Source organism: Weissella confusa (assembly GCA_041871065.1).
Lineage (GTDB): Bacteria > Bacillota > Bacilli > Lactobacillales > Lactobacillaceae > Weissella > Weissella confusa_A.
Genome location: CP168942.1, coordinates 127,707 through 151,016, shown reverse-complemented (window position 1 = coordinate 151,016; position 23,310 = coordinate 127,707). Strand labels below are relative to the sequence as shown.

Below are 23,310 nucleotides of genomic sequence, written 5' to 3'. Positions count from 1 at the left end.
GCTTGACGCAACAGCATTGGCGCTATCAGCTTCACTAGCTGCAGCAGATGCAACTGGAGCAGCAGATGTTACCGCACTATTGTTTGGATACTTTGCTGCTGAACTTGCGGCATCCTTTGCGGCTGAGTCAGCCGTGCTGGCAGCTTATGATGTTCCCTCGGCAGTTTCTTGCGTATCGTCAGCAACCGAATTAGCAACACTCGCACTGTTTGAGGCAGTTTCAGCTTGATCGGACGTTGCAGACGCAGCACTTGAGGCGACATCAGCCAAACTTTGGGCATCATCCGCCTCAGACTGTGCATCAGCAGCAATCGATGCCGTTTCAGCAGCTTCCGAGGCAACTGCATTCGCACTACTTGCTGTTGATGCTGCCTCACTAGCAGCACTCGAAGCAGTCATCGCTTTGCTATTAGCACTCTCGGCAATTGCTTGTTGGGCAACCGCTTGGCTCGCAGCTGCATCTGCGGCTGAACGGGCTTCGCTAGCGGCAGACAAGTCACCTGCTTGCGCATATGATTCGGCAGCACTAGCTGCGCTGCTTGCCAATACTTCTTGACCGGCAGCTGCCTTGGCTGCTTCTGAAGCCTGACTAGCGGCATCACTTGCAATCTTGCTTTGGGCATCCGCGACGCTCGCGGCGCTACTTGCTGTTGACGCAGCATCATCTGCCACGCTGGCGGCACTCGTTGCCGTTGAGGCAGCTGATGTTACCGCACTGTTGTTTGGATACTTTGCTGCATCTGCATTTGCACTTGTTGCTGCGCTATCCGCCTGACTAGCAACCTTATCAGCCGTTGAGGCAGCTGATTCCGTCGCGCTGGCGTTATCTGCCGTTTGACTGGCAACAACGCCAGCATCACTAGCAGCATTACTTGCGGCTGCGGCAGCTGACTTCGCGTTGTTATCCGCCGTCTCGGCGCCAATTGCTTGATCCGTTGCAGCAGCGGCCGTACTTGCCGTTGTTGCGGCGCTCGAGGCTGCTGATTCTGCTGCGGTTGCAATTTCTGCTTGTGATGACGCGATAGCTTCAGCACTTGAAGCTAAGCTAGCCATCGAACTAGCAACAGCTGATGCACTCGAGGCTGTCGACAAGGCACTGGCAGCTGCTTCTGATTGCTCAGCAGCTTCGTTTGCAGCACTCGTTGCCTTGTCCAAATCACCGGCCTGAGCTGCTTCGCTCGCGACGCTGGCGGCTGAACTTGCCAAACTAGCAGCGTTACTTGCAGCTGTTGCAGCTGATGAAGCAGCCGTTGCAACTGAATCTGCTGTTGCGGCAGCACTTGAAGCAATCGAGGCAGCCACACTGGCAGCTTCATTTGCGTTCGATGCTGTTGTCGCAGCCGAATTCACATCATCAATCGCCTTATTCAAAGCGGCGTTTTGCGCATATGCTGAAGAATCTAGCAACGCATTCGCAGCTGAAGAGTCTGCTTGCGCATTTGAATTAGCTGTCGAAGCTGTTACTGCGGCACTTGAAGCATTGTCAGCCGACGCATTCGCATCAGCCGTTTGCTTACCAGCATCACTGGCAGCCTGACCGGCATTTTCAGCATCAGCATTCGCTGAGTTTGCATCCTCAGTTGCACGGTTAGCCTCGTCTTGGGCTTGGGCTGCCGTTTGAGCATCCGCCAACGCTGACTTAGCCTTTTCAGCTGCCAAACTAGCCGTCGTAGCAGCCGATGAGGCAGTTGTTGCAGCACTTGAAGCCGTTTCGTTAGCTGTTGTTGCAACAGCCATCTCAGATGCCGCCGCTGATGACGCTACCGAAGCAGCTTGGGCGGCTGTTGATGCCGCCGTTGAGGCTGCTTCAGCATTTGATTGATCACCAGCTTGAGCATATGAGCTTGCGGCGCTTGCCTGATCAGCGGCAATCTTTGCTTGCGATGCTGCTGTTGAAGCGTACTCACTTGCTGCCGTTGCGGCACTATTAGCATCTAGAACCGCTTGACTAGCTGTTGCATTGGCTGCTATTGCCGTTGACTCTACATCACTAGCTACCGCCGCAGCTGACTGAGCCGTGCTATTTGCCGTTGAAACGGCAGTGTTATCTGGATAACTTGACGCAATGTCTGCCGCTGCTGAAGCGGCTGATTGGGCGACAGAATTGTAATTAGTTGCTGACTCAGTTGCTGTATTCGTCGCATCGGCATTTGAGGTAGCATCTGACGCGGCAACGGTCGCATTGTCCGCATCGCTACCAGCTTGCTTAGCCTGGTCGTTAGCGGTTGTTGCATCACTTCCTGCCGTTCCGGCAGCATCCGCTGCTGCAGTTGCTTGGTCACCGGCTTGGGCGTATGAACTTGCATCAGCTGTCGCATCGCTCGCTTGTGCCGCTGCTGTAGCCGCTTCACTTTGAGCTGATTGGGCAGCAATCAAAGCATCACTAGCAGCATTCGCAGCTGAACTTGCCACCTTGGCGGCTGATTGGGCTTCAGACAATGCTTGTGCTGCTGCGGCCGAGTTCGTTGCGGCAGCTGATGAATTACCAACTTGCGCTGCTTCACTGGCGGCCTTAGCATACGCATCGGCTGCAGCTGCGGCCGAACTTGCGACTGAAGCAGCTGAACTTGCGATTGCATTTTGGACTGTCGCAGTTGCCAACTGTTCATCCGCGACACTTGCGGCTGATTGCGCCGTACTGTTAGCAACCGACGCTGTCATCGCTGCTGATTCAGCAGCAACAGCAGCTGATTGCACAGCACTATTATTTGCGTAAGCAGACTCTGTGGCCTTAGCGCTTGCTGAAGACGCTACTTGATCAGCCGTTGACTTTTGAGTCGCAGCTGAACTTGCCGCGTCATTAGCTTGTGAGGTCACATTCGCGACATCACTCGCTGTTTGTGACACATTATTTGCCGTGTCGCCAGCTGATGAGGCCGTCGTACCAGCCGTCTTCGCATCCGACGCTGCACTGTCGGCATCATCTTGGGCTTGGGCGGCTGTTTGCGCATCTGCTAACGCTGACTGAGCCACGGCAGCTGCCGAACTAACAACACCGGCGGCTGAACTTGCCACAGTGGCAGCGCTATTAGCCAACGAAGCAGCGCTTTCAGCTGCTAGCAATTCAGATGCAGCTTGTGACGCTGCAGTTGATGCGGCAGCCGATGCTGAACTTGCTGCTGATGAGGCCAATGATGCATTAGCCAAATCACCCGCTTGGGCATATGAACTGGCTGCACTAGCTTGATCAGTTGCAATTTGCGCTTGCTTATTAGCTTCGCTAGCAGCCGATGTTGCGTTCGACGCAGCATCATTAGCTGCACTGGCTGCTGATTGGGCAACGGCATTAGCTGATGACACAACTTGTGCAGCTGAGTCAGCGATGCTTGCTGCACTTGATGCTGTGCTATTTGCCGTCGCAATCGCACTATTAGCTGGATACTTCGTTGCGATGCTTTGTGCTTCGTCAGCGGCTGATTGCGCAATTGCATTATCAGCAGCGGCGTTCTCAACACTGACATTCGCTGTATCCGCTGCTGTATTGGCACCAGTTGCTGCTGACGTTGCATTCGTTGCATCGTCCGTTGCTTCTGAAGCCGATGAACCAGCGGTTACCGCATCGCTACCGGCCGTTCCGGCGGCATCGGCTGCTGCAGTGGCATCACTACCAGCCGAAGCATGAGAAGTTGCATCAGATTGCGCACTCGATGCTGCGGCTGCAGCTGAACTTGCCAACGAATTGGCTGAGCTTGCTGTATCCGCTGCTGTTTGTGCGTCTGCTTGGGCACTTGCCGCTGTTGAGGCTGCTGAACTTGCCAACGCAGCATATGATGAAGCAGCTGAACTTGCCGCTTGGGCTGCGCTTAGATCACACGCTTGGGCAGCTTCACTCGCTTGAGAAGCTGCCTTGCTTGCTGCTTCGGCTGCCGATGAGGCAACCGTCGCGGCTGAATTAGCGGTGTCCGTTGCTTCACTTGCCGCATTTTGGGCATTTGAGGCGACTGTGGCCGCTGATTGCGCAATACTGTTCGCTTCGCTCGCTTGAGAAGCAGCTGTTGATGCCGCACTGGCGTTAGATTGCACGGCACTGTTGTTTGCATAGGCTGAATCGGCAGCCATAGAAGCTGCCTCGCTTGCAGCAGTTGATGCAGTTTCAGTTGCAATCGCGGCTGAACTTGCCGTTGATTGTGCTGCATTATTTGATGCAGCCGTCTCCGAACTTGTCGATGCTGTTTCAGAGGCAACATCACCGGCCGTAGCGGCTGAACTTTGTGCATCAGTTGCACTGTTCAAAGCACTGTCGGCGGCATCCTGGGCTTGAGCAGCCGTCTTCGCTTCAGCTAGTGCCTGTTGTGCTTCAGACAATGCTTCACTAGCTACGGCGTCCGCACTTGCAGCGGCGCTGGCAGCTTCACTAGCCTTTATCATTTCTGCATTAGCCGTCGAAGCTGCACTGGCTGCTGCTTCACTAGCGGCACTAGCGGCTGCTGCAGCTGAACTTGCGGCCGAACTAGCATTAGTTGCCGCACTCAAATCACCTGCTTGCGCATATGAGGCAGCTAATGATGATTGTTCAGCAGCTGTTGACGCAGCTGCATCCGCAATGTCCGCTTGCTCATCAGTCTCTGATGCCGCTGCAATCGCTGCATCTTGTGCTGTTTTAGCATCCGATGCGGCTTGAATTGCATCAGCCTTGGCTGAATTTGCCTTATCGGCTGCCGACTGAGCCGTCGATGCAGCCGTTGAAACCGCCACATTATCCTTGTATGCACTCGAAGCCAAAATATCAGCTGCTGATTGGGCAGTTGTATCAGCATTCGACGCTGTTGACGTGGCTTGTTCAGCTGAAGATTGCGCATTATCAGCATAGCTAGCAGCTGAATCAGCATCATCTACGGCTTGATCAGCGCTGGCGGCAGCACTATCTGCCGAAACAGATGCTGCAATGCCATCTGTCGCTGCTCCCGCTGCATTATCCGCAGCGCTGACAGCCGTTGCCGTTTCAGACAAGGCCGTACTTGCTGCCGTGGCGGCGCTATCAGCGGCAGCTGCGGCACTGGCAGCATCAGATGCAGCCGTAGCAGCACTATTTGCCGTTGTAAGGGCGTCGTTCGCTGCCGCAGCGGCACTAGTAGCCGCCGTAATTGCACTTTGTACTGCGCTGTTGTGCGCATAGGCTGAGTCGTTTGCCAAGTCGCTAGCCTGTGAGGCATACGATGAGGCAATTGCGGCTGTTGAAGCCGTCACTTGTGCCGTTGATCCAGCTGCACTAGCGGCGTTTTGAGCATCTGTTACTGATGAACCAGCTGTGTTAGCTGCTTCTCCAGCAGATGCCGCATTTTCAGAAGCCAATGTCGCTGCGTCGTTCGCATTGTTTGCTAAATCAGTTGCGGCTGCGGCATCAGTTGCCTGTGATTGAGCAACCACTGCCTGATCAGCGGCTGATTGCGCTGTCGCTTCGGCATTATTAGCCAAATCAGTTGCTGATTGCGCGGCTGATGCAGCTGCGGCGCCTTCTGATGCGGCTGTTGATGCAGCTGCCGATTGATTTGCAGCGACTGTTGCAGCTGAACTTGCGGCTGATGCAGCTGAACTTGCCGTCACGGCATCACCCGCATTATCTGCCGAACTCGCAACTGACGCTAATGAAGCAGCTTCTGATGCGGCCGTTGAAGCAGCCGTTACTGCAGAAGCCACCTTATCTGACGCTTCACTAGCAATTGATTGTTGCGTGGCAGCTTCTGATGCAGCTGACTGGGCAACTGCATTCGCGCTATCCGCCGTTTGTTGCGCAGCACTAGCCACTGATGCAGCTGACTTCACGGCGTCGTTGTCAGCATAAGAATCAGTCGCAGCAATACTTTGCGCAACACTATTTGCTGAACTTGCCGTTGACGCTGCCGAATTAGTGATATCAGCAGTTGACGTTGTATTCGTCACCGCATCATTTGCCGTACTCGTCGCATCCCCCGCCATACTTGTCGCGGTTCCCATATCAGCAACCGTGTCATTTGCGGCACTAGCTGCTGAACTTGCGTTAGTCGCATCTGCTACTGCCGACGCAACTGTTTGTGCATTTGCCAAAGCTGTTGCCGCAGCCGTTGAAGCTGCTGTTGCTTCTGACATTGCTTCAGAGGCCATTGTCGCTGCACTATCTGCCGTTGACTGATAACCATCCGCAGCGGTACTTGCCACTACTGCGGCGCTCGACATATCAGTCGCTGTTTGCGCAGCCGTTGACGCAGCGTCGGCCGCTGAACTAGCGGTCACTAAATCACCGGCTTGCGCTGCAGAACTTGCAACTGACGCCAATGATGCTGCTGTTGATGTGGCATAAGCAGCCGTCTTAGCCATCGAAGTTGCATTCGATGTTGCTTGTGATGCCAAACTATCAGCGTATTCAGCATACGAATTTGCATCGGCTGCTTTTTGTCCTGCCGCCGTAGCATCAGTCGCAGCAGTAGCCGCATCTGATGCTGCTGAAGCCATCGCCGAGTTACCGGCATAGGCAGAGTCAGCTGCCAATGATTTAGCTGCACTGGCTGCTGCTGATGCGTTTGAGGCTGTCGTTGTTGCTGTTTGTGCTGTCTGACTTGTGGCAGTACTTTGTGCGGCAATCGCACTTGAAGTTGCATTCACTTGATCAGCGGTTGAATCAGTTGTCGTTGCAGCTGAACTTGCTTGATCAGCTGAGCTTTGCGCCAAAGCTGCTTGTTCAGAAGCTTCTGCAGCTGTTTCAGCAGTGGTCAATGCATCGTTAGCTGTTTGCAAGGCACTTTCGGCAGTGAACTTCGCTGAATCAGCTACTGCAGCAGCTGAGCTCGCTGCACTGGCAGCGGCCGTAACATCTGTCATTGCGGTCGCAACATCTGTTTGTGCCGATTCAGCAATTGCTTGTTGTGCAATCGCTTCTGATGCGGCCGAACTAGCAATATCATAACGACCTTCTTGGGCAGCTGAACTAGCGACTGCATAAGCTGACTGCGCAGCATCATTAGCTGCTTCAGCAATCGCCGTTGCGCTATCAACAACCTTTTGTGCATCAGCCAAAGATGCTTGGGCAGCACTAGCTGCTGAAGCGGCTGATTGGGCCGTTGACGTTGCAGTAGATGCAACCGTCGCGGCTGATACAGCAACATCGTTAGCTGATTGAATCGTTGCATTGCTTGCGTAAGCCGAATTAGTAATTAGTGATCCGATTGCATCTGCAACTGAACTTGCTGCCGTTGCGTTTGACGTGGCATCCGCAGCTGAACTAGTTGCGTTCGTTACATCCACCGTAGCGTCAGACATTGCAGCCGTCGTTTCAGCTTGACTATCCGTCGCAGTCGTCGCAGCTTCATCTGCTGCTGACGCGGCTGAACTTGCCTTCGCTGCTTCATCAGCAGCCGAGGCAGCCGTCATCACTTGATCGGCTGCTGACGCCAAATCATCACGAGCCGCGTCTGCATCAGCTGCATAGCTCGATGCTTGCGCAGCTTGACTTTGAGCGACCGCGACCGCACCAGACGCAACTGTTGCGGCACTCTCCGCAGCTTCACGGGCGCTATTTACCAAGGCAGCTTGTGAAACCGCTGCATCAGACATCGCCATTGCTTCACTGTAATTACCAGCTGACAACAGTGAGTCTGCAGCCGTAAACATTGAAGATGCTAACACGGCTTCGGAAGCCGCTACTGACGCTGCTGAAGACGCAACAACCGCAGCTGATGATGCACGGTTGTATTGTGCCGTCGCATTTGAGGCAGCCACACTAGCACTAGCGTTCGCAACACTAACTGCCGTGGCAGCACTTGAGGCGTCAGCAAAGGCTGATGTCATCGCTGAGTTAGATGCGTAACTTGAGGCCGTTGCTACACTAGCCAATGAAGCAAGACTGTCAGTTGCGTTGCTATTCATATTAGATGTCACTAACGCATCAGAAGTGGCTGCCGTGGCAGCTGAACTTGCGTCAACGACGGCCTGACTTGCATTCACGTTAGCCGTTGAAGCAGCTGCTGAATCAATATCAACCGCGATTCCCGTGTCACCAGTCTTACCATCAACCCCGGCGGCAGCTGAAGCGGCTGTTTCAGCTGATTGCGCAACAGATGCGGCATTTGAAGCAACGACCGCCAAACTAGCGGCGTTAGATGACGCCACTTCCGCGTGCGCCATAGCTGAATTGGCGACATCCGCAGCGCTTGAAGCCGTAGATGCAGCTTCACTCGCAGCACTAGCCAACGTTTGCGCGTCAGCGGCGGCTGATGTCGCTTGCGTAATATCCCCAGCAGCCATGTATGAATCAGCAGTCGAAGCGGCTACTGATGCGGCTGTTGCGGCTGAACTTGCCTGCGTTGCAGCATTACTTGCCGCAATTGCAGCTGAACTAGCTTCACTCGCAGCAACATTTGCGGCACTTGAGGCCTTAGCTGCCACACTGGCAGCATTTGCAGCTGTAGCAGCTGCACTATCAGCATCCAAAGCAGCCTTGGCGACTGCTGAGTTACCAGCCTCAGATCCAACCTTGGCATAATCCAACGCGGCTGATGCATTGCTTGCAGCACTATTTGCAGCGTCCGTTGCACTAGTCGTGTTCGTTTGGGCATCACTAGCCATTGAAGCTGCTGATTGGGCATCACTAGCGGCCAAATCAGCATTTGCGCTAGCGGCTGATGCTGAATCCATCGCCACGCTCGCGGCACTTGAGGCGGCGTTAACGACATCAATCGCTGACATCAACGCAGTCAATGAATCAGCTTCTGCATTCGCACTAGAAAGTTGCGTCGTTGCGACTGTTGCCAATGAGCTAGCGGTTGACGCAGCCGTCGATCCAGCAGAAGCTGCTGAACTAGCTTGAATAGCGGCTGCACTTGCTGCCGCTGATGCTGATGAAGCCATTGAAGCTAGTGTTGAAATTTGGCTCATCAACGATTGTTGTGAGCTCAATGCTGCTGAAGAAGTTAATGACGCGTTAGCTGAAATACCAGCTGCTACCGTCGCCAAACTTGAGGCTGCCAATGCGGCAGAACTTGCCACACCAGCTGCACTCGCGACGACTGAGGCAGCACTTGAAGCCGTTGCGTTCTGTGCAGAGGCAACGCTTGCTTGCAAACCGGCTGCCGCGTTAGCTGAGGTTACCAAACTCATCGCCGTTGATGCGGCCTCAGCTGCGCTTGAAACGGCTGCATTTGATGCATATGAGCTGCCAGCGGCCTTCGAAGTCACGTCAGCGGCTGAACTCGTTGCTAGCAGTGCTGAATCAGCTGTACTGTCTGCAGTGATTGCGCTGGTGTTGGCCGTTGAAGCAACCTTAGCAGCATTAGAAGCCGTAATTGAATCGGTCGACATGTTCGTCGCTGCTGTTTGTGCGGCACTGTTTGACGCGGCTGCGGTCGACATCGTGATGCTAGTTGCAACAGAGAACGCACTGCTAGTAGCTGTACTTGCCATTGAAATGAATACGTCAGCGCCATCTGTCGCATCAGACACATAACTGTCAATATTAGTCAGGTAACTATTGTTCAAATCCTTCACAAGACTAGAAACAAGCACACTCTGTTTATTGAAGGCTGAGTTGTAAGCCAAGCTAGCTGAATTCATAAGTACTGTGTATGAATCAACCGCACTTGCATTGCCGTTCGTGTTAGCTGAAGCAGCCAATGCAGCATAACTACTATATGCATTTGCCGCGCTTTCCATCGAATCAACGCCAGCATCAACCATAGATAGCAACGCTGCACTTGAAGCAACGTTAGCTGCCGCCGTGGAAGACGTCATCACAAATCCCTTGGTTGCGCCAGAGGCCCAATTGCTTGCCGTTGATGCGCTCTTATTAGCTAGAATCATTGATTGGTCACTCGAGTAAGCACTTTGAGCAGCCAACGATGAGACCACCTTTGAATATGAAGCTACAACCGATTCACCCGATTGTGCATATGAAACCGCGGCTGATAATGAACTTTGCAACTGTGCAATTGAACTAAGCGCAGTTGCCAATGACGTTCCAGGATCTGCTACTGAAAGTGCAGGTGAGTATTCGACATTAGGTGCATAATTTTGTGACTGGAAAGTACCATTAACCGCCGTGCGATTCATGATATAACCTGACACTGACGCTACAGAATATGAATAGCTAGCACCGTTTACACCACTAATAGTTACCGCTGAAGAAGACGTTGTAATACCTTGCGAATCTAGGTACAAAATTTGAATCGTCAATGATCGTTCAGCAATTGTGTTATACAAGCTCGTCGTTGCTGATTGGGCGCTCAATGTCTGCAATTGCGCAGCTGAAACCGCTGCAATCGCTGAACTTGTCACGACCATCAAACTCTTAGCTGCACTGGCATAACTTTGGGCAAATGACACTTGTTGACTGTATGATGCGGAAGCCAAACTAAATGATGCAATCGCATCAGCCGCTGATGACACTTGTCCTGCTGCGGCCATGCTTGAAGCGGCAGCTAAATAAGATGACGCTGAGGCTGACGTAATTGCCACCGCAGATTCAACTGAAGACGTTTGGGTATACATGTTTGAAGCCGCTGAGGCAGCCGACTTGGCAATCGATGTATTCGTTGATGCCACAACATTTGCACTACTTGCAATAGCTGCAATCGAACCGATGCTTGATGCAACAGAAGCGACTGATGAGTTGCTTCTGTACTTTGATGCAAGTGAGCTGGCTGATGACGCCGTTTGACTAGCTGATGAGGCTTCAACGCTTGCTGAAGAAGACTTCGCTGCACTCGTTGCTGACGAAATCATTGAACTTGCTGATGATGCATCTGATGACGCTGAACTAGCAACACTTGAAACCGCACTAACCGACTTTGGCAAAACCGTTACCGTCGCCATTGAATTTGTGGCATTACCAGCCGCATCAGTTGCTGTAATTTGAACTTGATAAGTCCCAGCCGAAGCCGTGTTAATACTTCCGCTGGTCAAACTTGTCGTCACCGCCTTTGGTGAGTTGTCTCCCAAAGACGTCACAAGGCGGGTCACCATGTCCGAACTATTAATCGTCTCGTTTTGTTGGTAAGTAACCGTATTAGTCAATGACATCTTTGGTGCTTCAATATCCTTATATTGAATTTGAATATTGTTGTTTGCCGTCGCTGATGTCACCAACAAATTAGTCGTCGATGCGACTGGTCCACCACTATTTGTATTAGCCGCATATGAAACGGCCACGGCTGAATAACCGGAAATGCTTGGTGCGGCAAAGGTTGTCTTAGCGTTCGTGGCTACGGGCGTCGTTGCGCCTGTGATTCCGACAGCTGTCCAGTTATCCGCTGTAAAACTCGTTGCTGATAGCAATGCTGATCCGGCCCCATCGACATACGTCACATTAACCGGCGTGCGGGCCGCAGTAGCTGATACACCCGCCAAAGAACCTGTAACCGTTGCCGGCGTTGATGTTCCACCATTGTTTCCAACCAACTCCATGACAACGTTACTTGGTAGCGCAATCGTTTGGGTAACCGTCTTTGCTCCCTGACCACCGTTCATCGTAATCGTCATACTTCCAGTCACAAAGGCACCCGAAACTGAAACTGGTGTCCAACTAACAGCATATGAAATAGTGGCTGAATAAGAAGTTGCTGAATTAAAGTTCGTCATACCAGAGAACAACGATTGAACTGAACTGGCATTCGTATTTGCGATAAATGAACCAGCTGAATTCGTTTGACGGATACCAACCTGGTTAATTTGACCAGTTCCATTATTTGCAATGACGAAGGCCGTACTTGGATCAACACCGCTGTCGTACCACAAATCGACACCGACCGTTGTGGCATTGGCAATACCATTAATACCGACATTGCCTCCATTCGCGCCATACGAATTACCTGCTGCGTAGGTAGGTGCAAACATCAACCCAATAAAGTTTCCGGCTGCATAGTTGGTCGTTGAAAATGCCCCACTCATCGCAAAAGCACTTGTAGCAGCAATGGTGGTGTTATATTGCACGGCACCACTAGAACCATTCATAATTCGGTAACCCGAACCGCTTGCGGCTGCCGTCCCGCCGGCAATGCGCATATTTGCATTTGCTGACGCTCCAGTCAACGTGCCGTACGTGGCTGCGCTCGTCACTGATGCAACCCCGGAATCGGTCACTGTTACCGCAGTCGTCGTATTAACTGCAGCGCTTGCGGCCGAGGCAGCATACGCCACCCCGCCATCAAACACTTCCTCCGCGGTTTGGTACACATCCGACATTAACGTCGTGACCTCTTCGGGCGCCATCGCCGTGGCACCACCAACGGCCAAGGCAGTCATACCGGCGATAACCCAGCGCTTTTTAGACTTATACATCTTTTTGTGTGTCTGCGGTTGTACACGCGCTTCGTCGGCCAACTTTTGTTGATAATCTTCTCGACTCATATCTTCATCCCCTCTATATAATCGATTTCATGATGAAAATTCACTTTTCCACCCTGCATCGCCAGTTTCTCAAAAAGATATGGTCGTTATGCCATCATTCGCCCCAAGATTTTATGAATAACTCGCGATTAAACACGTTAATCAACATTCCGATTAATCGTACTTTGTTCAATTTTAGTTGATAGTTATGAATAAAGCGCTTACAAAGTTTCAGGAATGACAGCAATAAAAAAAGATTCAAACCCGCAGGTCTGAATCTTTCATCGTCATTATTGTAATGCGGCTTGCCAAAGTGGCATCATCTCATCAGCTGAGAAGGTTTGCGCCTTGCGGTAAGCACCTTCAGAAAGGGCTGCCCACAAACCAGTATCTGACAAAATTGCCGTTAAGCGATCCGCCATATCACCATGCGCACCAGCTGGTACGACATAACCGTTCATGCCGTCATCAACCAGTTCCTTCGTACCGTACGTAATATCATAAGACACCACCGGTACACCGTAACTCATTGCCTCAACCAAGTTCATACCGAAGCCTTCAGCAACTGACGTTTGGACAATTGCTTGTGCCTCAGTGTAGGCCTTGGCTAAGTTTTCACCAGTCACATAGTCACCGAAGATAACATTTTGCTCAACATCCAATTGCTTGGCCAATGCCTTCAATTCGTTCAAAATGTCGACGTTCGATGGATAACCGTGGAATGCCAACGTTGCGTCTGGAATTGACTTGACCACGCGAGCCAATGCACGAATCGCTTGATCAGGACGCTTCTCAGGTGAGAGACGGCCGACATAAGCAATGCGGTGTGAAATACGCTCTGGCAACTTCACGTGCTCGGCAGCCAAGTGGGCATCATCTACAAAGGTATCTGGCGCAACACGGAACGTCACACCTGGGTAACGCTTTTGCAAATCTTGTTGTTGTTCAACAGTTGGGACCAAGATAGCATCAAAATCCTTTACGCGACGTTCCAAAACGTTCAAGTAGGCATCGTAAAGCTTACCGCGCACTGGGTTCTTGATGTCAGGTGTGTGAATGTCGTGCAAAACAGCAAACTTCTTTGCCGCAAATTGCACATCCGCTACCACGTGATCCAAACTGCGACGGTCTGAGACCAAGACAGAACCCGGGTTTTCATTCGTTAGCTCATTCAAGAAGAACAAGAACATTTGGTCTTCCGTATTGAAGCGCCAATCACGACCCTTGTAGTTCAACAACTTGTACATCGTTGGCAAAATGTTGCCATTCACGTTCATGTGCATCACTTCAATCACTGGCACACCATCTTGGTTCAAGAACTTTTGAACCGCCAGGGCCCCATTTGGATGGAAGTAATCAACAGATGACTTAAAGCCACGCCAATCATAGTTTTCTCGCGCCGTCGTGTTACCAAAGCGGTCGTAGTAGAGAATATCATTCACCAAACCAACCGTTGCTGGCATGACATTAACGCGGGCCAATTCACGACCAGCATGATTAATTGTTGAGTAATTTGGGCCGTGCCCCTCAATGTGATACTCATCCAATGGAATTTGGTCCAACAAACGCAAAGGTTGTTCCTTGCGTTCAACGGCCGTCGTCCCTTGGAAGAAATCATACATGTTAAGCACTTCATCTTGGTTCAAACCAATTGACGCCGCATCACGCGCCAAAAAGCGATTGTAATTACGCGTCACATATAGTGCCGGTTGTCCTTGGGCATTAAACAACTTCACTCGCTTTACTTGTGAGTGCTCAGTCCCTGAATTAAATGTAAAAACATTTTCACTAATAAAATAATTCATTGTTCACACTCCTACTTTGCATCATGGGCATGTGCTGGCATGGCTGCCAACTTAGCCGGCCAAACGCGCTCAGCATCATCCAACAAACCACGCCATGCTTGCCAGACATTTTCTTCTGAATAACGTTCTGACGAATCATATGCACCGGTTGAATATTGTTGCGCCAACTCAGGGTCGCGCAACACCTTCAACATTGCCTCGGCCATCGCTTGATAGTCTTCGTATGGGACAACGTTTCCGTTAACACCATCTTCAACGATTTCGTTTGGTCCGTAATTCACATCATATGAAAAGGCAATCAAACCGTGTGAAATAGCTTCCATGATCGCCAAGTTAAATCCTTCCATGCGTGACGTCAAACCGTACATCATGGCATTGTTTTCAACAGCATCGATATCCGTCGTGTAACCCTTCATCGTTACAACGCCATCCAAGTTGTACTCGCGAATTGCTTCTTCAACCGCAGTACGGGCCTTGTAGTTATCAGTTGGATCAGCATAACCGTACAAGTCCAACGTGACTTGTGGGAATTCCTTGTGCACGATACCAACGGCACGTACCAAGTCATCCAAGTGCTTTTCCCAGGCGATACGGGCAAAGGCGATGACCTTACCGAATTCACGTTGTGCAACTGGCACGCGTGGTGCGTTCAACAATTCATCAGGTACAACCCCGACCGGAATCGTGAAGAGCTTCGTCTTAGGTTGGAAACGCTCATTCACATCATGCGTTTGCTTGTGCGTCGCTGAAACAACGGCATCATATTCATTCAATGCATTCATCGCAAACTCATAGTGGTTGTTCAAAATTGAATGCATTGGGTCTTGCGCATCCCCAGCGTGAGAATTGTGCAAGTGCATGGCGATATAAGCCGGCTTACGCAAGCGCAAAAGTCCCCAATCACCCAAGTGTGAACGGTCCAAGACAAACACGTTTGGCTTCTCATCTCGCCAGAAGTCATCATTCAAACGGTCAAAGAAGTGCTTCGTCAATCCTTCAATTGTATCGAATTGCAAAACATGGCCATCATGTTCAATCAAACGCCAACCAGACTTAACAAACTCACCAGCCATCGTGTTCTTGTTGAACGTCTCGATAACCGTGCGTCCTTCAGGCGTCACCCAAGTTTCTGTCCCAATCTTGTTGTCCGGTGTGTACCATTGCAACAATGAGGCGAAACCACGTGAGTCATAGTGATCAACACGGAACAAGTTGTTGTAGCCGTCGAATAGTTCAGTTGAACGTACACGACGATCGGCGGTCGCGTCATAATTAACGCGCGCCACCAATTGACCGTTTTGTGCATTCACCAAGTAACGGTTATTCTCTGGTTCATCAACCAACACCGTTCCTGGCACACCAAAATCAAGGTCTTCAGCGTGCAACGTCTTAGGCGTTACAGCCATCGCCTCTTGGAAATAATCAAACATGTTGATGAGTTGTTCGTCAGGAATCCCAGCTGCATTCGCATTAATGTGAGCGACTGGATCCCAATCGCGCAAAACGACACGTGAATCTTCATGATGATTATTAAATAATTCAAAACGCTTTAATTGCGCGTGCTCAATACCAGACTTCTGGTTTGGCATCGTCGCATTAACGAAGAAATTCATAGTACTGCCCTCTCATGAGCTTTTTATTAGTAATTAAATATTATTATCCCTATTGTAACAGTTATCATATTAAACAAACCGTATTATCTTGTTGCGTATTTTGTATGAAAAAAAGGCGACCTTTCAGTCGCCTTTCTTCGTTTCTATGCATATTGTGCCCAAAGCTTTACCAACGCTTGGGTTCCCTCGTCTCCAAGGTTCTTTTGTTCAACCAACTTTGTATACAAAGCTTCGGCCAAATCAGTGGCTGGCAAAGACAAATTCATCTTAGCTGCTTCATCCAACGCGATACGCAAATCCTTCAACAAGTGCTTTGCGTAGAAACCAGGTTCAAAGTCACCCGCCAAAACACGTGGACCATAATTATCCAATGACCAGTTTTGGGCGCCACCAGCGGCCAACGTTTCCATCACCTTGGCAACATCCAAATCAGCAGCCTTGGCGTAAACCATCATTTCTGACATTCCCAACATCGTGGCAGCAATCATAATTTGGTTCGCCATCTTGGTGTGTTGTCCACGGCCAGCCACACCAAAGCGGTTAGCAGCCTTTGAAATGACATCAAAAATTGGTTGCAAACTGTCATAAGCCGCTTGATCACCACCAGCCATAATCGTCAACGTACCATTCTTGGCACCAACATCACCACCAGAAACTGGGGCGTCCAAGACCTTAACGCCATACTTCTCACCATCAACGGCCAATTGCTCAGCCAAAGTTGGTGTTGACGTTGTCATATCAACGAAAATTTGTCCTGCATGTGCGCCGGCAAATAGCCCATTGTCACCATAATATTGTTCTTCAACATCCTTTGGGTAACCAACCATCGTGATGACCAAGTCGGCTGCTTCTGCAATCGCCTTTGGACCATCAGCCCATGTTGCGCCGTTATCCAACACGGATTGGGCGTGGGCCTTCGTACGGTTGTACACAACCACGTCGTAATTTGCTTTCAACAAGTTGTTGATGATGCCTCGGCCCATCACACCCGTTCCGATAAATCCAATCTTCATCTCGCGTTACCTCACTTCTATTCGTACTGTCTATTGTACACTGCCAGCAAAAAAGACCAAGAACTTATGCCCTTGGTCTAATTAATAACTATTTTTATTCTGCTTGTTCATTACGCCAAGCCGAGAACTTTTTCATCTTTACGCGATTAATTTCATCACGGAGTTGTTTAACTTCATTTGGTGTTCCCATACCGTGCCAGATAAATACCGTGCAATCCAAATCAATCGGTTGCGGTGTATCCGTCAGTAAAATATCCGTGTGCTCCGTCAATAGATGGTTAATCTGCACCTTGTAGCCCGGGAACATCTGCAACGACTGTGCCACAACCTTTTCAAGGCTTTGGTGCGCCCCGAAATCAATCGTCAAATTAACAATTGGCAAGCGATCGTAAAAGTCCGCTGACATCATAATAACTGCCATCAAATCAGGCAGTAAGAAGTTCTTGTAGTCCACATCATTATCGCCCGTCGCCACCGCAAAGCGTTCCAACACATCTTCAGAAAACTCATATGCCATTGGGAACTCAGGCGCCAACTGCTCACGATCCATCATGTAATCGAAGTCGTCATCCCCTGTGTATGGGTAAACCAAGTAGCGCAACAACATGGGTTGCATCGAACGTGTCACCGCGCGAATTGATTCTTGGCGACCACGATTCTTAAACAAGCACAAGTAGGCTTCGTGGAGTGCCTTTTCAAACAGACGCCAGTGCGCAATTGATTCCTCGCTCGCGTCTTCAAATTCCGTTTCGTGTGGGAAAATCGATAGCGTGTGCAACACCAAAATGATAAATCGCGCTTCTGCCTGCACTTGTTCTTCCGTGATATCTGGCAACTTACGCAACTCGCCACTCAAAGCCAAAATGAGTCGTTGGCTACTTGAAGAAAGTTGATCCGTTGGCTTCAAAAAACGATCTGCCAAAGCTGCATCCACATAGTGTTGCCCCTTCAGGCGTAACCACCAAATCGCATGTAAATGTCGCAAACTAACTAATTGCGTCTCGCGTAAGTAGGGACATTCCGGCTCAATCAACTGCTTAATTGATTCATGCGCTTGTTCACGCACTTCTTCTGGGAACGGCGATTCACGGCGACCATTGTAATAAGACAATAGTTGCAACTTAAATAGACGAATGTGCGCTTCGTTCCCGACTAATTGATAGTCCTTAGAAATTTCGATTCCTTCACGCGCCAGTTCTTCGATAACGGCCGCGCGTTCTTTGTACATCTTTGGTACTGAGACATCAACCTTAAAAGCAAAGTCTTCCCAAGATGTAATTCGTTCATGGAACAAATCATTAATCATCTGACCACGAATTGATATTTGCAGGTAGTGTAAGCCCAAAGCTTCCCAATCCAATAATTGAATCGGTAACTTGAAAATAACATCTGAGCCATCTTCAATCACAATGCTATCGGGCACACCCGTGAGAATCTCAATATCAACCACTAATTGCTCAACCGTCGTCGTCACCAAATAACGCGACAAATCCAAATCTGTCATGATTTGTGTAATTGGCGCTTCCCCGATTTCCTTAAGGTAGCGAAACATCTTCAACTTATTACGGTCTTGCTTTTCATGCATCCATTTCATTTTTTCTCACCACAACCCACATTAACCAAACGTTCTCTCAATGAGAAGATACTAACATTTATACTAAATTTCTGCATTATTTAAATCCTGACAAGTCATTAAATATCGTATAAAAACCGGACAGCTATCCAATTCGGTTGTGATTTACTGTACAATTAGGAGGACTGAAAAAATGAGTTTTCTTGGGGGTTACATGCTACTTATTGCACTTCTGGCAGTTGTTCTGCCATTAATTTTGTTGGCGGTTTTCAATATGCCAGCTATGAAAGGAATGGCTATTAGCGCCGCGGTCGTTTCATTGGCCGGCTGGTTCTTCTGGCACATTCCAACTAACGTCATGTTGGCGTCAATTCTGCAAGGGATTCACAAAACATAATTCTATGGATTTTGTTTGGGGCGTTGATGGTCTTGCACGTCTTGCGTCACACCGGTGCTATTACACGTATTAATGCTGGTTTCGAATCATTATCAGCTGACATGCGTATCCTGGCTGTTTTGATTGCCTACCTATTCGGTGGTTTGATTGAGGGTGTTTCTGGGTTTGGGACACCAGCCATGGTGACAGCACCATTGTTGATTGCCTTAGGGTTCACACCAATGGCCGCCGTTACGTTGGCCTTGGTTGCTGACTCAACTTCAGCTGCTTACGGCGCTGTGGGAACGCCGCTAACCGTTGGGTTGAGTAACGTGGCACCGTCAAACGCCACTGATTTTATGAATGAAATTGCTCGTTCAATGACCACGATTGATTTGTTCGGTGGTACATTCATGCCACTTATGTTGGTTATTCTATTGGTTACATTCTTCAATCGTGGCAAGAAATCAGCCCGCGACTGGTTGGAGATGACGCCATGGGCTTTGTTCATCGGTATCGCATACAATGGTTTTGCTTGGGTGTACGCGCACCTAATTGGTTATGAGTTCGTGTCAATTTTGACGCCACTAACATTGCTAATCATTGCCGTCATCACACTTAAGACACGTTTCTTGTTGCCAAAGACATCGTTCACGAACCCTTGGAAGGGTGCGAACTTTGCTGGCGATGGTGTCCAAAACGACGAAGAAGTTAATCAACACGCGTCAGGAAACATGTCGTTGTTGACGGCCTGGTCACCTTACCTCATCGTGGTGGCGCTCTTGTTGCTATCACGAACAATTGGCTGGTTGAAGGATTTCATGAACCACGCCATTGATTTGGGTTGGGTAAACATTCTTGGTATCAAGGGTATCAGCTCAGATTGGCCAGTTTTGTATTCACCAGGATTTATCCTAACATTGGCTGCTTTGATTGCCTTGATCGTCCAAGCACGTACAATCAAGCCATTCGTGCCAGCCGCAAAGACTGTGTCTGCCTCAATGGTCAGCACGGGAATCACATTGATGGTGACATTGATTATGGTGCAAGTCTCCTCTAACTCAGGGATGAACACCATCGACATGCCATCAATGCCAACTTACATTGCCAAGACCGTGTCTGAACACATGGCTGGCGTTTGGGTGTTCGTTGCCCCATTCTTGGGTGAACTTGGTGCTTTCATTACTGGAAGTGCCACGGTTTCAACATTGACGTTCTCACCTATCCAAGCCGACGTTGCGGCAACTGCTCACTTGTCAGCGCCAATCATCTTGGCCTTGCAAGTTATCGGGGCCGCTGCTGGTAACATGATTTGTGTTCACAACATCGTCGCTGCTAGTGCCGTTGTTGGTTTGGCTGGTAAGGAAGGCGCAATCTTGCGTAAGACAGCCATTCCGGCCGTCGTTTACGGTCTATTGATCGGAATCGCTGGTGCTGTGATGCTAGTATTCTAATTATCATTCAAAGTCCGCTGAATTTGCAGCGGGCTTTTTTATATTGCCAAAATAAAAAGCAACGCCGAATCTGTTGATTCATCGTTGCTCTATGCTCTTATTAAACGCCTGGCGCAACTTCAGGCATCTCTCCGATAAGCAAACAAATTTTGGCACGCTTACAGCGCACCAAGAATTTATTCACTTATCTCCGGATACCTGATTTTTGGCTTTCAGCCAAAAACCGTTGCTCTATGCTCTTTTTATGGCAAATCGTTTCCAGCTGCAAAGTAGATGTCGTACCACTCTTGGTTCGTCAACGTTACCTTGTCGCCGTCCATCATTTCGTCCAAACGGTTCACGTTCATTGAACCCAAAACAACTTGCATCTTAGCTGGGTGGTGCAAGATGAAGGCCACAGCAATCGTGTTCTTCGTTACACCATACTTGTCAGCCAATTCTTGCAACTTTGCGTTCAATACTGGGAACTTATCGTTGTCGATAAATGGTCCCTCAAAGAAGCCGTATTGGAATGGTGACCATGCTTGAATTGTCATGTTCTTCAAGCGTGAGTAGGCCAAGATGCCACCGTCGTGGTCAAATGAACGCTCATCTGACATGTTCACGTGAATGTCAGCATCGATCATTCCCGTGTGCATGATACCGAATTGCAATTGGTTGGCAACCAACTTTTGCTTCAATGAAGCTTGGACCAACTCAACTTGCCATGGGTTCATGTTTGATGTTCCAAAGTGCTTAACCTTACCAGATGCTTGCAACTCATCAAAAGCTTCAGCAACTTGTTCAGGGTCCATCAACGTGTCTGGACGGTGCAACAAGAAAACATCCAAGTAATCCGTTTGAAGACGCTTCAATTCTTCGTCAACAGCTGAGATCAAGTGTGACTTTGAGAAGTCATAACGAGGTCCCTTCCAGCCGTCACCTGAAATTTGGCCGTCTTCAAGGATGATGCCACCCTTTGATTGCAAGAAGATGTCCTCACGGTTTACACCGGCATCCTTCAAAGCTTGTCCCAAAACAACTGAACTCTTACCTGCGGCGTAAATGTCAGCTGTGTCGAAGAAGTTCACATCCTTTTCCAAAGCCTTCTCAACCAAAGCTTGTGCTTCAGCAGCAGACTTATCAGCAATACGCATTACCCCCAAGGCAACGTCAGGAACGATTAGTCCTGAGCCACCCAAATCAATTTTTGCCATTGATACTCACCTCCATGTGTATGCCCTCAGTCTACTCTTCTTCTTTAAAAAAGACCATGAACATCTGGTGAATATTCGTTATGAATTAATCCGCGAACACCACTTCGCCATTGTCAAAGGCAGCAATGCGAGCCAATGATTCAACACGAACGTCACGCTCGTCCAACAAGGCACGGCCCTTTTGGAACGTCTTTTCAATCACGATGCCGACACCGACAACTTCGGCACCAGCTGCCTTAGCAATTTGCATCATGCCTTCAACCGCTTGACCGTTTGCCAAGAAATCATCAATCAACAACAAACGTTCACCTGGTTGAATGAAGCGCTTGTCAACAATAACGTGGTTTGTTTCTTGCTTGGTAAATGAGTACACATCCGCCGTGTAGTGGTCCTCAGATAGCGTGAGTGACTTCTTCTTACGTGCAAACACCATTGGGACGTTCAATGCTAATGCTGTAAAGACAGCCGGCGCAATCCCTGATGACTCAACTGTCAGCACCTTATCTACCTTGGCATCCGCGAACAAACGGGCGAATTCATCCCCCATCGCCTTCATCAAAGCCGGATCAACTTGGTGATTTAAGAAGTTATCAACCTTCAAAACTTCTGTTCCAATGACACGTCCGTCTTGCTTAATTCGTTCCTCTAGCAACTTCATTATTCATCCCCTGTTTCTTTTTCACGTCCTGGCAAAACAATGTTTAAGAACACTGCTAATACTGACGTTACAACCACTGCATTTTCGATAACCAATCGAACCAACTCTGGTAAGTGTTGGAAAATTTGTGGGTAAACCGTCACCCCAATACCAGCCCCAATCGAGATTGCGGCAATCATCAAATTACGTTCCTTGGCAAAATCCACCTTGCGCAAGATCGTCGTTCCTTGTACACCAATCGTGCCGAACAAAATCACCATTGCACCACCCAACACTGATGTTGGGATGATTGTTGCTAAAGCACCAAACTTTGGCAACAAGCCAATCAACAACAGAATGCCGGCAGCATAGTAAATCGGCGCCTTTGATTTCACACCAGACAAACGCACCACCCCAACGTTTTGTGAAAATGTTGAGTATGGAAAGGTGTTAAACAAACCTGACAAAATAACGGCCAACCCTTCAGCACGATATCCCTTTGCCATATCATTATTCGTTAACTTGCGACCAGTTAGGTCAGCCAAGGCGAAGTACACACCAGTTGACTCAATCATCGACGTTAACGCAATTATAATCATTGTGACGATAGCCGATGAGTGGAAAGTTGGCGTTCCCAAGAAAAATGGCGTTGGTAAGTGGAACCAAGATGCTTCCGCAACCGGTGCCAATGAAACCATACCGAGTAATCCAGCAAAAATTGTGCCTAGGATAATACCGAGCAGAATCGAAATAGCTTTCGTAAAGCCCTTCGCTAACAAGCTAACCAGAACAATGACAGCCATGGTGAACACACCAACCGATAAATTCGCGGCGCTTCCAAATGATTTTGCTGCAACATCACCACCACCAAGGTTTTGAATGCCGACTGGAATCAACGTAAATCCAATGACCGTAATTAATGATCCCGTCACAACTGGCGGGAAATACTCACGCAGGCGCGCAAACAAACCCGCAATCAAGAACACAAAGATACCTGCTGAAATCGTCGCACCGTACATGGCACCAACACCCAACGTGCCACCGATATTAATCAATGGTGTCACCGATTGAATTGCAGACCCTAGCACGACTGGCATGGCGATTCCCGTCAATCGTGTGCTCTTAAGTTGCAGTAATGTTCCGATTCCCGTCATAAAAATGTCCGCTGAAATCAGATACGCCATTTGTTGTGGCGAAAAATGTAAAGCCGTTCCAATCAACAGTGGCACCAAAATACCACCTGAATACATCGCTAAGACGTGTTGTAATCCCAAAACTGCCTCCTGCAATTTGGATGTCTTAGTGTGCGTTGTAACCCCAACTTCTGTGACGGCTTCCATGATAAACAAATC

Annotated in this window: 8 protein-coding genes and 1 pseudogene; 1 reads left to right on the top strand and 8 read right to left on the bottom strand. The window is 49.4% G+C overall.

Annotated elements, in window-relative coordinates; genetic code table 11:
- Positions 1–144: 144 nt before the first annotated feature.
- The 5 genes from ACAW68_00575 to ACAW68_00555 form a co-directional block, all read right to left on the bottom strand.
- Positions 145–12,312 (bottom strand): KxYKxGKxW signal peptide domain-containing protein, encoded by a 12,168-nt coding sequence (locus tag ACAW68_00575; GenBank protein ID XGA16108.1) that lies wholly within the window; start codon positions 12,310–12,312, stop codon positions 145–147.
- Positions 12,313–12,581: 269 nt separating this feature from the next.
- Entirely contained in the window at positions 12,582–14,096 is a 1,515-nt protein-coding gene (locus ACAW68_00570) for a glycosyltransferase (protein XGA16107.1), read from the bottom strand.
- A gap of 11 nt (positions 14,097–14,107) precedes the next feature.
- On the bottom strand, positions 14,108–15,709 hold the full coding sequence (locus tag ACAW68_00565) for a glycosyltransferase family 4 protein (GenBank protein ID XGA16106.1): 1,602 nt from the start codon (positions 15,707–15,709) through the stop codon (positions 14,108–14,110).
- Positions 15,710–15,852: 143 nt separating this feature from the next.
- Positions 15,853–16,722, bottom strand: coding sequence for an NAD(P)-dependent oxidoreductase (locus tag ACAW68_00560; GenBank protein XGA16105.1), 870 nt, complete (start codon positions 16,720–16,722; stop codon positions 15,853–15,855).
- 94 nt (positions 16,723–16,816) lie between these two features.
- Positions 16,817–18,316 carry a helix-turn-helix domain-containing protein gene (locus tag ACAW68_00555; protein XGA16104.1) on the bottom strand — a complete coding sequence of 500 codons (1,500 nt, stop codon included), beginning with the start codon at positions 18,314–18,316 and terminating at the stop codon, positions 16,817–16,819.
- A 193-nt stretch (positions 18,317–18,509) separates the two neighbouring features.
- Here ACAW68_00555 and ACAW68_00550 point away from each other — a divergent pair.
- Positions 18,510–20,125, top strand: a pseudogene (locus ACAW68_00550) (L-lactate permease).
- Between the two features lie 242 nt (positions 20,126–20,367).
- On the opposite strand, the gene ACAW68_00545 reads toward ACAW68_00550, so the two are convergent.
- From ACAW68_00545 to ACAW68_00535, 3 genes are all read right to left on the bottom strand, one after another.
- Positions 20,368–21,321, bottom strand: coding sequence for an aldo/keto reductase family oxidoreductase (locus tag ACAW68_00545; protein ID XGA16103.1), 954 nt, complete (start codon positions 21,319–21,321; stop codon positions 20,368–20,370).
- Between the two features lie 85 nt (positions 21,322–21,406).
- Positions 21,407–21,979: a xanthine phosphoribosyltransferase gene (locus ACAW68_00540; protein XGA16102.1), complete on the bottom strand. Its 573-nt coding sequence runs from the start codon at positions 21,977–21,979 to the stop codon at positions 21,407–21,409.
- Positions 21,979–23,298: a nucleobase:cation symporter-2 family protein gene (locus tag ACAW68_00535; protein ID XGA16101.1), complete on the bottom strand. Its 1,320-nt coding sequence runs from the start codon at positions 23,296–23,298 to the stop codon at positions 21,979–21,981. Before ACAW68_00535 ends, ACAW68_00540 begins: the two co-directional genes overlap by 1 nt.
- Positions 23,299–23,310 lie beyond the last annotated feature (12 nt).

Bases quoted from the DNA above. Each gene is read 5' to 3' on its own strand.
- ACAW68_00575 (XGA16108.1), bottom strand. From the start codon at position 12,312: ATGAGTCGAGAAGATTATCAACAAAAGTTGGCCGACGAAGCGCGTGTA.
- ACAW68_00570 (XGA16107.1), bottom strand. From the start codon at position 14,096: ATGAATTATTTTATTAGTGAAAATGTTTTTACATTTAATTCAGGGACT.
- ACAW68_00565 (XGA16106.1), bottom strand. From the start codon at position 15,709: ATGAATTTCTTCGTTAATGCGACGATGCCAAACCAGAAGTCTGGTATT.
- ACAW68_00560 (XGA16105.1), bottom strand. From the start codon at position 16,722: ATGAAGATTGGATTTATCGGAACGGGTGTGATGGGCCGAGGCATCATC.
- ACAW68_00555 (XGA16104.1), bottom strand. From the start codon at position 18,316: ATGAAATGGATGCATGAAAAGCAAGACCGTAATAAGTTGAAGATGTTT.
- ACAW68_00545 (XGA16103.1), bottom strand. From the start codon at position 21,321: ATGGCAAAAATTGATTTGGGTGGCTCAGGACTAATCGTTCCTGACGTT.
- ACAW68_00540 (XGA16102.1), bottom strand. From the start codon at position 21,979: ATGAAGTTGCTAGAGGAACGAATTAAGCAAGACGGACGTGTCATTGGA.
- ACAW68_00535 (XGA16101.1), bottom strand. From the start codon at position 23,298: ATGGAAGCCGTCACAGAAGTTGGGGTTACAACGCACACTAAGACATCC.